General features: G+C 66.8%; 10 protein-coding genes and 1 tRNA gene. 2 read left to right on the top strand and 9 right to left on the bottom strand.

Features of this window, described 5'->3' with window-relative positions; all coding sequences use genetic code 11:
- Positions 1-47: 47 nt before the first annotated feature.
- Complete coding sequence (locus C3K08_RS11360) at positions 48-1613, bottom strand: class I SAM-dependent DNA methyltransferase (protein ID WP_104992044.1); 1566 nt, start codon at positions 1611-1613, stop codon at positions 48-50.
- 353 nt (positions 1614-1966) lie between these two features.
- Positions 1967-2272 (bottom strand): hypothetical protein, encoded by a 306-nt coding sequence (locus C3K08_RS11355; protein WP_104991407.1) that lies wholly within the window; start codon positions 2270-2272, stop codon positions 1967-1969.
- Between the two features lie 756 nt (positions 2273-3028).
- Between C3K08_RS11355 and C3K08_RS11350 the strand changes: the two genes are divergently transcribed.
- On the top strand, positions 3029-5032 hold the full coding sequence (locus C3K08_RS11350) for a hypothetical protein (RefSeq protein WP_158679917.1): 2004 nt from the start codon (positions 3029-3031) through the stop codon (positions 5030-5032).
- Here the strand turns inward: C3K08_RS11350 and C3K08_RS17950 are convergent.
- From C3K08_RS17950 to lon, 6 genes are all read right to left on the bottom strand, one after another.
- On the bottom strand, positions 5004-5345 hold the full coding sequence (locus C3K08_RS17950) for a hypothetical protein (protein WP_158679916.1): 342 nt from the start codon (positions 5343-5345) through the stop codon (positions 5004-5006). The two genes, C3K08_RS11350 and C3K08_RS17950, sit on opposite strands and share 29 nt — an antisense overlap.
- Positions 5346-5845: 500 nt before the next feature.
- Complete coding sequence (locus C3K08_RS11340; RefSeq protein WP_104991404.1) at positions 5846-6631, bottom strand: phosphotransferase; 786 nt, start codon at positions 6629-6631, stop codon at positions 5846-5848.
- Positions 6632-6654: 23 nt separating this feature from the next.
- Positions 6655-7548, bottom strand: a complete 894-nt coding sequence (locus C3K08_RS11335) for a tyrosine-type recombinase/integrase (RefSeq protein WP_104991403.1) — start codon at positions 7546-7548, stop codon at positions 6655-6657.
- A gap of 123 nt (positions 7549-7671) precedes the next feature.
- Positions 7672-7746: transfer RNA gene (locus C3K08_RS11330), tRNA-Asn, on the bottom strand.
- A gap of 91 nt (positions 7747-7837) precedes the next feature.
- A complete protein-coding gene (locus tag C3K08_RS11325; RefSeq protein ID WP_104991402.1) occupies positions 7838-8368 on the bottom strand; it encodes a YqgE/AlgH family protein in 531 nt (176 codons plus the stop codon).
- Between the two features lie 97 nt (positions 8369-8465).
- Entirely contained in the window at positions 8466-10928 is a 2463-nt protein-coding gene (lon, locus tag C3K08_RS11320; RefSeq protein ID WP_104991401.1) for an endopeptidase La, read from the bottom strand.
- A 237-nt stretch (positions 10929-11165) separates the two neighbouring features.
- Here lon and C3K08_RS11315 point away from each other — a divergent pair, with 237 nt between their 5' ends.
- A complete protein-coding gene (locus tag C3K08_RS11315; protein WP_104991400.1) occupies positions 11166-12239 on the top strand; it encodes an alpha/beta hydrolase in 1074 nt (357 codons plus the stop codon).
- Here C3K08_RS11315 and C3K08_RS11310 read toward each other — a convergent pair.
- The gene (locus tag C3K08_RS11310) at positions 12236-13378 is read right to left on the bottom strand and encodes an acyl-CoA dehydrogenase family protein (protein WP_104991399.1); all 1143 of its coding nucleotides are present in this window, start codon (positions 13376-13378) and stop codon (positions 12236-12238) included. The two genes, C3K08_RS11315 and C3K08_RS11310, sit on opposite strands and share 4 nt — an antisense overlap.
- Positions 13379-13453: the final 75 nt, after the last annotated feature.

Raw genomic sequence — 13453 nt, 5'->3', positions numbered from 1 at the left:
TTGGACGTTGAAGCATAGGTCTCTCAGGATGACTTCCGGCCATTCGCTCACGTCCCGACCCCTTCCAGCAACGCCTGCACGTTCTCGCTGATTCGCTCCTCCAACTCGTGCGCCTCGGCGTTCAGCGTCTCCAGCTCCTCGTTCAACTCACTCAAGCGCACGCTAAAGTCGAAGTCATCGGCAGCGCGGGCCTGCACCCCCACGTAGCGGCCCGGGTTCAGGCTCCAGCCGTGCGCCTCGATCTCGGCGCGCGTGGCGACCTTGCACAGCCCCGGCACGTCGCGGTAGGTGCCCTCCGGGAAGTGCTCGGCCATCAGCTCGGCGCTGCCGTGGCGGTCCTCGGTGGGTTCATTCCGGTACAGGTTGGCGATGTTCGCCAGGAACTCGACCTGCGTGTCGCTCAACTCCCGGATGGCCCGCGTAACTGGGGTGTAGATGTGCCGCGCGTCAATGAACAGCACCTGGTCCTCGCGGGGGGTGCCCTTCTTGCGGCGGTCCATGAACCACACCGTCGCGGGGAGCGTGACCGTATAGAAGAGGTTCGAGCTGGTCGCCAGCATGATGTCGACGGCCCCGGCCTGGATCAGTTGACGGCGAATCTCCATCTCGCTGCCGCGTGCGTCGCTGGCACTGTTCGCCATGACCACTCCAGCACGGCCCCGCTCGTTCAGGCTGGAGTAGATGTACTGCATCCACAGGTAGTTGGCGTTGTCGGTGCGCGGCAGGCCGAAGGGCAGGCGCGGGTCCACGCCGATGCGGTCCTTGTCCACGCCGGAGACGTTGAAAGGCGGATTCGCCAGCGCGAAGTCGAACTTCCCGGGGCTGGTGTGCGGGTCCTCGTAGAAGGTGTTCGCCTGCCGCACGTCCCCGCTCAGCCCGTGGATGGCGAGGTTCATGCGGGCCAGCTTGACGGTTTCGGCGGTCTTCTCCTGACCGTAGACGCTGATCTCGGCGCTGGGGTTGCGGCGGTGCTCTTCGACGAAGCGGGCCGACTGCACGAACATGCCGCCCGACCCGCACGCGGGGTCGTAGATGCGCCCGTGGAAGGGCTCCATGATCTCGACCATCAGCTTGACGAGGCTGGTGGGGGTGTAGAACTCGCCGCCCTTGCCGCCCTCGTCCCGCGCGAACCGGCCGAGAAAGTACTCGTAGATCTTGCCGAACGCGTCACCTTCAAGGTCCCCGGCGATCTGCGAGAAGTTGAAGGACTTGAGCAGCGCCACCAGGATGGAGTTGTCCAGCCGGTTGTAGAGCTTGGGCAGGACGCCGCGCAGGTCCTCGTTCTCCTCCTCGATGGCCCGCATCGCGTCGTTGATGGCCTGCCCGACGTTGGCGCCCTCCGGCAGGTTCAAGAGCGCGGAGTACCGGGCCGTTTCGGGCACGTAGAGCACCCCCTCGGCCTGATAGTCGTCCTTACTGACCCCACCCCGGCGGCGACTGCCGCCGCTGGCCAGCCGGGCCTCGGCCTCGGTGAAGCGGTGGTCGGCGTAGGCCAGGAAGATCAGGCCCAGGACTGGGGTGCTGTACTCGTGACTGCGAAGCTTGCTGTTGGCGCGGAGGTTGTCGGCGGCAGCCCACAGGCGGCGCTCGATCTCGGTGGTGTTGGCTGGCATCGTGTGCTCCAGAATACGGGCGCTGCTCAGCCCTGCGGGCCGCATCTCGGCACGCGTTGGTGCGATGTCGGGGGTGTGCACACGCAGGCAGAAGCTCCGCACGCGCCAAGCGGTGTGTAGCAACGGACAGGTTCAGGGCGCCTGACGACCACACGTGCGTGGTGACACCTCTCGACAATCCGCCAGAGCTGGCGCGAGAAACGCCCGATCGCCGCTTGAAACAGGCCGTTACACCCTGGGGCAGGGACGGTTGGGCCTCTACTTCCGGTGGATCTCGGCTTGACGAGGGGCAGCACGTGAGGTCAGGCCCCGCATGCCGGGCTGCGCAGCTTGGACAGCAACTCCACTCCAGCTCACGCCAGGACCGCGCCGTCCGGTCCCACACAGCGTGCCCCGCAAGGCTGGAGTTGAAGCACGTGTTCTGGGCGGAAGTAGATGAATTCGCCCGCAGCAAGGTCCGAGAAGCTCTCGGCGGTCTGGAGGGTGCGGGCACGGTGTGTGGATGCCTGGAGGCAGTCGGTGACCTGCACCCAGATCAGCTCCTCGCGCCAGTCATGTTCTCCAACGGCCAGCAGCAGCGCGTGGTCACCGGGGGTGAACTCCGCAGCCGAGGATGGAGCGACGGTGGCCAAGGTATAGGTCGGTTCAGGAATACGCATGGAATCTCCTTCAGGGCCGTGCGCCCTGATCGTGAAAGGTGAAGAGGATGGAATGACACTCGGCTCCATCCAGGGTGCGCCGTGGCTGGAAGCCTCGCCCCTGAATGTTCCGGGCGCGAGAGCGCCCTAAGCCGAACCGCCCGGCAGGCAGGAACAGCCCGCAGCGTGAGGGCAGGCGCCTGTGCGTGGACACCCCCACAACCCCACCTGGACTTGCGTGGAACCGCGAGAGTTGGCAGGGCCAGGAGGCGGACACCTTCGTAGTGCCCTCCTCTCTCGCAAAGTGCGTAGGCCTTGCACTCCAGGACCCCAGGGGGAGTAGGGGGGAGTCCTGACAACCTTGCCGGGCGCAGGGTTGCGGGGCGACCTCGCCAGAGTTCGGGGGTGTGGGTGCTCGCGGAGACAACCCCTTGTGGGTCATCCCCCAAAATCCTGCCCTGGGCGGGATTTTGAAAAGAGAACCGCACCGCACGCGCCGACACTGTGCGCCAGGTGCTCACGCACCTGAACCGTTCAGGGGTGAGATCGTCCTCAGGCCAGCCCAAAACTGAATGGTTGGCGCCGAGAGGCGCCGCGAAACACGCTGCGTACTGTTCGCCCTACCAACCCTCGCTTCGCTCCGGTTGGGTTGACCTTCGGTCAACAGGATCCAGACCCCAGCCTGACCTCGCCAGAACCAGCTCTACTCTTGTTATGGATATGGCAGAACTAATCCGTAAGGCCCCAGAAAGCGGCTGTGCGGCATTTTAAGCCACTGTGACGCTTCCTGCCTTCGATGCCACCTCGCCAAGCGCCCTGATCCAAGATGCCCTTGCCGCTGATCCAGAGGTCCACGTCATGGTGGCATCACCAGGGAGTGGGAAGAGTCGGCATACCCGAGAGGCCATCAAGCAGCTTCTGCTGAGTGGCAAGGTGCGCCACGTGCTGTGGGCCGCACAGTCCACTCGTGATGAGACCTCACTGGGGAAAGAAGCACTGGACCACTTCCGCGATCTGGGACTCGACGCGGAGATCGTGTACGGCGAGCAGCACCTCCGGAAGCAGGGACGAGGGGCCGACTACCGGGGGCAGTTCGCCTGGCCCGCGGGTCCCGCCGTGCGCATCGTCAGCCACTCGCACCTGCCCTTGATCTTCGGGGGCGGGAGTGGACTCCAGGCAGCCCTGGCCAGTGCGGACCTGCTGGTCATCGACGAGGACCCTTTGGGCGCTCTCCTGATCGACAGCCTTACACCGGATGCCCCGAAGTTCACGGCGGACGCGTTGCTCACTCAGAGTGACCCTACAGCGCAGGCGCTCGGCAAGCTTCTCCGAGCCGCCGAGAGCGGAGAGCGGGAAGGCTACAGAGAGTTCGCCAAAGACGTGCGAAAAATCGTGTCAGGTCACGGCCTGTACGGGGAGGCGTTCTGGCAGCACCTCCTGGCCATCCCCCACGACCCTGTGAGCTTCGAGCAGGCGCTGCGGTCTATCGCCCCCCGACACCCACGCGTTGTCGAACTCCTTGCCCGAACGTTCGACGAAGATCTCGCCGCGGCCAAGACAGGTACGATCAGCAACCGCTTCGGGCTGCATGGTGTGCAGAGGGGGAAGACGCTGAACTTCCAGTTCCGTTACAACCTGCGCTGGCCGCTAGAGTTGCCGATGCCGACGATCATCCTGGATGCCTACGCTCAGCAGGAGCAGTACGAGGCCCTCTTCCGGGAACACAAGGTTCGTCTCCACCGCTTCTCGCTCGGCACACCTCTGGAGATCGAGGAGGCCCCGATGCTGGAACTTGATGTCATGGACGAGGGCCGCGAGCGTCGGCTGGAAACGCGGCGTCACATCGCTGGGGAGTTGCTGGCACTGCACAAGGAGAACCCTGAGCGGGGCCAACTTTTGATCACCCCTCAACGTCTCAAGCATGAGGGGGCGCAGTGGCAGGGCATCCTGAAGACGGTGTATGACCGGGCCGGTGTTCAGCTTGGCTCGGACGCGACGAGCGGCCACTGGTTCGCCGGACGCGGCAAAAACGAGTACCGGGGGCACGACGTGATCGCCCTCACGGCGCCGCGCCTGCCCAAGATGCACCGGGAGTACACGCTCTCCGCCCTTCTGCCCTACGACGAAGCGGGACGCAACCAGCTTCATCAGTACCTGGAAGCCACCGAGTATCTGCAACTCCTGCACCGTGGACGACAGCAGGCCGATGGGATCGTCCATAAGCAGGGAACACCGCGCGTTATCGCTGCCGACGCTGACGTTCTGCGTCTTCCTGCCCTGAAACCGTACGTCAACATTCGGCCCTACAAGACCATCCTGCCTTTCAAGCCCCACAGCAACACCCCCCGGTGGCGCGCGGCGACCGAGGCCGTCGCGCGCGAAGTCCTAGATGAGTTGGGGGGTGTACCTAGAGAAGTCCTGGCCGCGGTCGGATTCGTTAAGTCCAAGAATGCCAAGGAGACGCTGGAAAACGCTCGGGACACCCTTGAAGTCCTGGCCCCCATGTGGTCCCCGACGAGCGCCATGTACCGGGCGTTTAGGGAACGGGACACCTGGGAGTACGGTGATGTTGGTCCGGCTGGAGACAACAACGCTGACGCAGAGAAGGAGGTCATGGCAGGGCTAGGCCTGACGGCGTTCAGGATCAAGGTACGGGGCGGCTCCCTCGTCTATGCCCGCACCCAGGAGGACGCCGACCAGGCCTACGCCCTCTTCGCCAGGAAGAAAGCCATCGTAAGAGGCGAGGTGGACATCATGCCACCAACCCTGAGCACGGCGTAAGCGCTGTCCAGTCGTTCTTGAAGGCGTCGTACACGCCCCCCGGCCGCAGCACGATGGTCGTCGGTGCCGCGGTGCTCTCCACGAAATACACATCTGGCCCCCTTTCATCCGGGTAGAGGGCGACAAGCGCGAGGTACTCGCAGTCGGAGGCATAGTTCTTGGGATAGGTGTACTCGCCGCTGAAGCTGGTTCGGGTTCCTCGGAGCCGGAAGCGCCACGTCCCGTCGGAACATTGCATGGAGGTCTTGACGTCTACGCGCACGCCCTCGACGAGGAGGTCGTACTCCGTGTTGTGCTTGGCTGCCCATGCCACATGCAGACCCCGCGCACGCGCTTGGGCTGCAAGGAGGCGTTCGCCCTCCTTCCCGCGCACTTGGGGCACGAAGGTAGTGTTCAGTCCGAGCCGGGTGCGGCAGCGCTTGACCGAACTCAGGCTTACGCCCGCATGTCGGGCAATGGCGGCGTCAGTAAGTCCACGGGCGTGGGCTTCAGAGATGAGCGTGATCTGGGTGGGGGAAATGGGCGTGGTCATGGGGTGTTCTCCTGAGGGCGTCCGGAAAGCCGGGCAAGAGGCGACGACAGAGACACCCCGGAGCGGGTTCTCCGGGGTGCAGGGGTGCTGTCTGGGTTGTGGAAGGACGGCAGGCTTAGCGTCCGGTTACGGTCACTCTAAAGGCCCTGTCAACCCCACCGGGGGAGCGAGGTCCGCTGGAGCAGGTCTTGGCAGACCTCGTCAAAGTAGAGCCGCACCTCACCTCTGAATGATCTAGCGGCGACAGCCGCTCCTCGAAGTGCTCTGGAACGCAGCGAGGCTCACCGCGGGGGCTCAAGGGTGTGCACAAATCTCTCGAACTCATCGGCCAGAGAAAGGGGCCGTGTGGTGTGCGGCTCCTGCGCACTCGTGACTAGTTGGCTCAGCTTGGCGCGCAGGAGCCGCGGGAGGCCGTTAGGGCCATAGCCGTTCAGCACATGCTGCACGACCTCGGGAGGCACCCAGAGCAGGTCATGGCCCGGCTCACGGTGCTCCGCGATGCTCCACTCGGTGAGTCCCAGCACGAGTTGCCGCGAGGGGTGAGCCACGATCCAGGCAGGATGGACGTAGCCGTGGGTCAGGACCCGCTTGCCTTCGCAAGGTAGCAGGGAGCGCCAGTGCCGCAGCCAGCGAGCGTCCTGCGGGCCGACCTCACCGCGCCGTTCCAGGCTGCGCAGCTCCTCCTCCCAGGCTTGTTCCGGATGCTCTGGGTTGAAGTCCGGGAGTTGAAGTCGGTCCTGATAAGCGCGGATGTAGGCGCCCAGAGAGCGCCAACCGGCCTCTTCCAGACCGACCTCGGTGACATCGCACAGGGCTGTGGGCATCAGCAGGGTCTGCACACTCACCACGAAGCCCTCGCTCTGGTCCAGGGCCAGGAGTTGGGGGGCTGCGAGCTGATGACGTTCCAGGACAGCCAGCATGGCCGCATCCCGCAGGATGTGGGGCGCTGAGCTTGAGTCTGCCAGAGCCCAGCGCAGCAACCGCTCACCACTGCGGACATGCCAGAGGCCGGACTTCGCGTGGTGCAGAATCTTCAGGACGTCCGGGTCGAGGCGGTAGCGCTCCACTGCCTGCTGAACTTCAGGCGGTATCACAGCCGGTCCCCGGGCGAGAAGCGCAGGTGTGCGGCCTTGAGGTCTTCGTCGAGAAAGGTGACGTAGCGCCGGGTCATCTCCAGGCTGCTGTGGCCGAGGATCTGCTGGAGGGTGAACACGTCGCCGCCGTTGCGCAGAAATTCCACGGCGAAGCCCCGGCGGAAGGTATGAGGGGCGCAGTCAGCACGTGGCACGCCGATGTCCAGGGCCAACTTGTGCAGCCGGATGCTGATGCCGCTCTTGGTCAGTGGCTGGCCGGAGCGGCTGAGGAAGACGTTGGGTACACCCGCATGTGCGGGACGACGTTCCCGGCGGAGGTAGATGTTCAAGGCCTGCATGGCTCTGGCCCCAATGGGGACGAAGCGTTCCTTGTTGCCCTTGCCGTGGATGCGCAGCAGCCCTCGCTCGAAGAGGAGGGCGCTCAGCTGAAGGTTGACAGCCTCCTGAACGCGGATGCCGGTATCGAAGAGGGTCAGGACCAGCGCGCAGTCACGCAGAGGCTGTGGCCCTTTGCGGCACGTCTTGAGCAGAAGCTGGACCTGCTCCCCCGAGACCGCAGGAAGGCGCTGCCGGTCCACTGTAGGCATCTCCAGGCGCTTCACAGGGTTGGTGCTCAACAGCTCTTCCCTATACGCCCAGGTCAGCAATGCCCGCAGAGCCCGGGCATGAGCGTGTACGCCCCCAGGGGCGAGGCCATCGGCCTCCAGCTTCCGCAGGAAGGCCCGCAGGTGCTGCACCGTGAGGGCTTCTGCTTCCTGCGGAAGGCCGCCCTCCTGCACGAACCGCCCAAACGAGGTCCGGGTGGTGGCGTAGTACCGCAGGGTAGCCTTGGTGCGGCGTTTGGCCTGGAGGTGGAAAAAGAACTGCTGCCAGAGTTCGTCGGTGGTCATCCCGTCTCCTTCTGACAAGGTGTCCGGCGCTCCCCGGAGAGCACACGATCACGGCTGCGCCTCGCCTGCTGTCCCCAAGACACAAAAAGAGAAAACCCCGTCTAGGACGAGGTTTCTCTCTTCTGGCTCGGCAGGTTGGGGTCGAACCAACGACCGTCCGATTAACAGTCGGATGCTCTGCCACTGAGCTACTGCCGAATACCGTGGCGCGTGCCGTTTCCGGCGCGAGAGGGAGAGTAACACGGGTCCCGACCTTTTGCAAGAGAAGGGCCGCGGATGCCCCAACCGCTCAGGCCTGCGCCCCGCCCGGCATGATCGTCCCCGGATTCACGCCCAGGCGGTCGAGGGCCGCCTGCCAGCGCTCCCCCACGGGCACGTCCCAGATCAGCTCCGGCATGTCCTGCTCGACCCACAGCCAGGTGCCCTCGCGGGCTTCCTCGGTAAGCTGGCCCGCGCCCCAGCCCGAGTAGCCCAGCAGCAGCATGTAAGGCTGGTCCGAGGCCATCACCGCGTGCAGCACGTCCAGGCTGCTCGTCACGTACAGGCCGGGGGCCAGCCGCACCTCGCCGGGCAGGTTCAGCGCTTCCCGGTACAGGCACCAGCCCACCCCTGGCTCAACCGGGCCGCCCGCCCAGGCGGTGCCTGCCCCGGTGGTGGGGGCATCGGGCAGCAGCTCAGCCACGCTCTGGGTCAGGGGCGCATTGACGAGCAGGCCCATCGCGCCCGACGCGTCGTGTTCCAGCAGCAGGATCACGGCGCCCTCGAAGGCGCTGCCGCGCAGATGGGGGCTCGCCACCAGGAACGTCAGCGGGACGGTCATGGGCTCAGGATAGTGGGGCCTGAGCCGGGCCGGGTCACAAGAACGGACCTCCTGCCGCCGGAAGGCAACGGGAGGCCGGAGATGAGGGAAGAAGACTTTACGCGCTCGCGCCCGTGCTGCGGCGGGTCGCCCGGCGCTTGGCGGGCGGGGCAGCGACCTCGGTGGCCTCGCCGCGCGGGGTTTCCAGGGCCTTCAGGCCACCCACCAGGGCCACGTCGAGCACCTGATCCACCGTCTCGCAGGGGTGGAAGCGCATGGAGGAGCGCAGATGTACCGGGATGTCGCGCAGGTCGCCCTCGTTCGCCCCCGGCATGATGATGTGCTTGATTCCGGCGCGGCGGGCACCCAGCACCTTCTCCTTCAGCCCGCCGATGGGCAGGTAGCGCCCGGTCAGCGTCATCTCGCCGGTCATCGCCACGTCGTGCCGGGCGGGGATGCCGCTCAGGGCCGAGATCAGGGAGGTGACCATGGCGCCGCCCGCCGAGGGACCTTCCTTGGGAATCGCGCCCGCCGGAACGTGGATGTGGATCTCGGAGTTCTCGATGCGCTCGCGGTCGATGTGGAAGCGTTCGGCGTTGGTCTTGATGTAGGTCAGCGCGGCGCGGGCCGATTCCTTCATCACGTCGCCGAGCTGCCCGGTCAGCACCAAGCCCTTGCCGGGCATCACGCTGGTTTCCACGAACAGGATGTCGCCGCCCACCGGCGTGTAGAACATCCCGGTCGAGACACCCACCTTGTCCTCCTGCCCCTCGGTCTCGGGCACGTGGCGGGCCTGGCCGAGGTAACGGTCGAGTTCCTTGTCGGTCACCTTGACGCGCTTGACCTCGCCCGTGGCGATGCGGCGGGCGACCTTGCGGGCCACGGTGCCGATCTCGCGCTCGAGGTTGCGCACGCCCGCTTCCCGCGTGTAGTGGCTGATCAGCCGCTCCAGCGCCGCGTCCGTGAAGCTGATCTGGTTGGGCTTCAGGCCGTTGGCCGTGAGCTGCCGGGGCAGCAGGTAGCGCTTGGCGATCTCCAGCTTCTCCTGCTCGATGTAGGAGGAGAACTCGATGACCTCCATGCGGTCCATCAGCGCCGCCGGGATCTGCTCAGGGTAGTTGGCGGTGGCGATGAACATCACTTCCGAGAGGTCGAAGGGCACACCCATGTAGTGGTCGGTGAAGTGCTGGTTCTGCGCGGGGTCGAGGACTTCGAGCAGCGCCGCCGAGGGGTCGCCCTGGTAGCTGCTGCCGAGCTTGTCCACCTCGTCGAGCAGGATCACCGGGTTCTTGGTGCCCGCCGTGCGGATGCCCTGGATGATGCGCCCCGGCATCGCCCCGATGTAAGTGCGGCGGTGGCCCCGGATGTCCGACTCGTCGCGGGCGCCGCCCAGCGCGATGCGGACGTACTTGCGCCCCAGCGACTTGGCGATGGACTGCGCGATGCTCGTCTTGCCCACGCCGGGAGGGCCGGTGAACACCAGAATCGGCCCCTTGTTGACCTCGGCGGCGTCCAGCTCGCCGCGCTCGGCCCGCTCGCGGCGCAGGCGGCGCACGGCCAGGAACTCCAGCACCCGGTCCTTGACCTTCTCTAGCCCGTAGTGGTCCTCGTCCAGGATGCCGGCCGCCTCGGCCACGTCGAGGCGGTCGTCGCTGCGCACGTTCCAGGGCAGTTCGGTGACCCAGGTCAGGTAGGTGCGGATCACGGACGCTTCGGCGGCGTCGGGGTGCATCCGGGCGAGGCGGTTCACCTCGCGGTCAATCTCCTTCTTGACCTCGGGGGACAGCCCCAGCGCGTCGATCTTGGCGCGGAAGGCTTCGGCCTCGTCGCCCTCCTCGCCGTCGTCGCCGCCCTGCAGCTCCTTCTGAATGACCTTCATCTGCTCGCGCAGGTAGTACTCGCGCTGGTTCTTGTCGATCTCTTCCTTGACCTGGGCGCGGATGCGGGCCTGCACCGCCTGCACCTCCTGCTCGGTATCGAGCAGCGTCAGCACCCGGCGCACGCGGTCAGTCAGGCGGGCGGCTTCTAGCACCGCCTGCTTGTCTTCCAGCTTGAAGTCGAGGTTAAAGGCGATGTGGTCGGCCATCTCGCCGGGATCGTCCTTGCCCTGAATGGCCTGAACACTCTCGGCCCCGATGCGGCCTCCCTGGGCCACCGTCTCGAACTTCTCGCGCAGCTCGCGGGCGAGCGCCTGAAGCTCGACAGTGTCGCCCGTCTCGGTGGGCAGCGCTTCCACATCGGCGGTGAGGTACTCGCCCCGCTCGTAGCGGGTCACGCGGGCGCGCGACACGGCGGCGACCAGCATCTGCACGGTGCCGTCGGGGTTTTTGCGAACGCGCAGCACGTTGCAGGCGGTGCCCACGTCGTACAGGTCGGCGCCCTGCGGGTCGTCCACATCCTTGTCGCGCTGCGACACGATCAGGATGACCTTGTCGCCCGCCATGGCCGCCTCGATCGCATTGATCGAAAGGGCACGGCTGGCGTCGATATGCTGCACCATCGTCGGGTAGATGACGCTGCCGCGCACCGGGCACACGGGCACGTTGGCAGGCAGCGGGGTGGGTTGGTTGGCAGTGGGCATGAAGGCTCCTTTGTAACGCCCGAGATGACTCTGAAAAGGGGTCTCTGGCGAGGTTGATGCCAGGAAACTTGAGCGCAACTATATCAACTTTTTAGGGAGGGGGCAAGCCTTGGGCCGCTGTGGCGGAGGGTCGGCAAAGCCCGTCCACCACGCCAAAATCCTACGCCCGCCCGGCTGACAGCGGCCTCACGGAGAGCTGAAGCGGCCTTCATGGGAAGTGTGGGCATACTGGGGGCCATGCCCCGTGTCCTCTTCCGGCTGCACACCCCACCCCCCACGCCGGGGGCCGTCCTCTTCCTGACCGGGACGCACCGGGGCTGGAGCGACGAGCCGGAGGGCTGGACCTTTGGCCCGGATGGGACGCTCACCGCCGAGTTGCCCCAGGGGGCGCTGCTGAACGTGAAGGTGAGGGCGCTGTCTCCGGACGGCACCGTCACCGAGGAGGGGGACGCCTGGGGAGGCCGCGCCCCGGCCCACCGGCTCGTGGTGCATGGGGACACCACCCTCGACCTTCCGGTGGCAGGCTGGCAGGACGGGCAGGGGGGCCGGGGCCGCCCCGCCCGCAGTGCCCCCCCGCGCGAGACGGTCGCGCTCGCGGCCCCCTGGGGCGAGCAACCCGTGCGGCTGTGGTGGCCCCAGGGGGCGGAGGGCAACCTGCCGCTGCTGATCCTGCACGACGGCCAGAACGTGTTCGACGAGGGACCCTCTTTTGCGGGCGAGAGCTGGGACGCGGCGGGGGCCGCTCAGGCGCTGGCCGACGCGGGCTTCCCCTGCCGCATCGCCGCCCTCCCCGTGAACGAGGAGCGCAGCCGCCGCTACGTGCCCTTCGCCTTCGAGCTGAACGGCTTCGAGTCCGGTGCGGACGAGTACGCCGACTGGCTGCGGGGCACGTTGCTGCCGCACCTGCGGGAGCGGTTCGGCCCCGTGCCGCCCCAGCGGGTCGCGCTGGCCGGGTCCTCCTTCGGCGGGCTGATCACCGCCTACGCGGGGCTGCGTCACCCCAGCACCTACGGCACCCTCGGCGTGTTCAGCCCCGCGATCTGGCCCGCCGACTTCGCCTTCCTGCGCTGGCTGGAAGGCCGCGCCGACCCCCACGCCCGCGTGTGGCTCGACATGGGCGACCACGAGGGCGACAGCCTGGAAAGCGCCGCCGCCCTCGTGAGTCTGACCCACGACCTCGCCTCCCGCCTGCGCCCGAAAGTGGCTGAGGTGCGCCTGACGGTCGGGGAGGGCCACTGGCACGACGAACCCGCGTGGCGCGAGCGGCTGCCGGAGTTCCTGCGCTGGTGGCTGATGGAGCTGGAGGCCTAGGCCAGCAGGTCCCGAGCGATGATCAGCTTCTGAATCTCGCTGGTGCCTTCATAAATCCGCAGCAGCCGCTGGTCGCGGTAGTACCGCTCCACGGGCGAGTCCTTCATGTAGCCCATGCCCCCGGCGACCTGCACGGCTTTGTCGGCCACCTGCGAGAGCATCTCAGTCGCGTGCAGCTTGGCGACGGACGCCATGCGGCGCACGTCCTGCCCCTGTTCCACCATCCAGGCGACTTTCTGCCACAACAGGCGCGAGGTCTGGATGGCGACCTCCATCTCGGCCAGCATGAACTGCACGGCCTGGAACTCCGCGATGGGCTGGCCGAACTGCTCGCGGGTCTTGGCGTGCGCCACCGAGAGATCCAGCAGCCGCTGCATGGCGCCTGTGGACCGCGCGGCGATGCCCACCCGCCCGTTCGTCAGGATGCCCAGCGCCTCGCGGTACCCCAGATGCTCGGGGCCGAGGAGGTTCGCGGCGGGAATCTCGGCGTCCTCGAAGATGACTTCGGCGGAGAGGGCACCCTTTTGCCCCATCTTCTCGTCGATCTTGCCGATCGTGATGCCGGGCGTGCCCTGCGGCTCGACCAGAAAGGCACTCATGCCGCGCGTGCCCCGCGCCGGGTCCGTCACCGCGATGACCGTGAGCAGCCCCGCGATGGGCGCATTGGAGATGTAGTGCTTGGTGCCGTTCAGCACGTACACGTCGCCCCGCCGCTCGGCCTTGGTCCGGATGTTGGCGGCGTCCGACCCGCTCGACGGTTCGGTGATCGCAAAGCCCGCGATGCACTCGCCGCTCGCCATGCGCGGCAGGAAGCGCCGTTTCTGCTCCTCGGTGCCCAGCCGGACCAGCCCGCTCGTGCCGATGCTCGCGTGGGCGCTGATGACCCCGCCGAAGCCCATGTGCCCCTGCCCCATTGCCTCGTACACGGCGCAGCGGCCCAGGGCGCCCAGCCCCACCCCACCGTACTCCTCGGGAATGCTCAGGCCGAACAGCCCCAGCTCGGCGGCGCCGCGCATCAGCTCGGGCGGCACCCGGTTGGTGTCCTCGATCTCGCGGGCACGCGGCTCGACCACCGCCAGCATGAAGTCGCGCACGGCCGCCTGCATGTCCCGCAGGTCCTCGGGCAGGGTGAAGTTCATAGGTGGGGAACAGGCTAGCGCGGGGAACGGGGCAGGGCACGCCCGGATTGACACCCCGCCCTGGCGCGTCTAAGA

This window comes from Deinococcus sp. NW-56 (assembly GCF_002953415.1).
GTDB lineage: Bacteria > Deinococcota > Deinococci > Deinococcales > Deinococcaceae > Deinococcus.
Note: the sequence above shows the minus strand (reverse complement) of the source record. Positions and strands in the feature narration are given on the sequence as shown.

Excerpts from the sequence above, each read along its gene's own strand:
- C3K08_RS11315 (WP_104991400.1), top strand. The coding sequence starts at position 11,166 with ATGCCCCGTGTCCTCTTCCGGCTGCACACCCCACCCCCCACGCCGGGG.
- C3K08_RS11355 (WP_104991407.1), bottom strand. The coding sequence starts at position 2,272 with ATGCGTATTCCTGAACCGACCTATACCTTGGCCACCGTCGCTCCATCC.
- C3K08_RS11360 (WP_104992044.1), bottom strand. The coding sequence starts at position 1,613 with ATGCCAGCCAACACCACCGAGATCGAGCGCCGCCTGTGGGCTGCCGCC.
- C3K08_RS11310 (WP_104991399.1), bottom strand. The coding sequence starts at position 13,378 with ATGAACTTCACCCTGCCCGAGGACCTGCGGGACATGCAGGCGGCCGTG.
- C3K08_RS11325 (WP_104991402.1), bottom strand. The coding sequence starts at position 8,368 with ATGACCGTCCCGCTGACGTTCCTGGTGGCGAGCCCCCATCTGCGCGGC.
- C3K08_RS11335 (WP_104991403.1), bottom strand. The coding sequence starts at position 7,548 with ATGACCACCGACGAACTCTGGCAGCAGTTCTTTTTCCACCTCCAGGCC.
- lon (WP_104991401.1), bottom strand. The coding sequence starts at position 10,928 with ATGCCCACTGCCAACCAACCCACCCCGCTGCCTGCCAACGTGCCCGTG.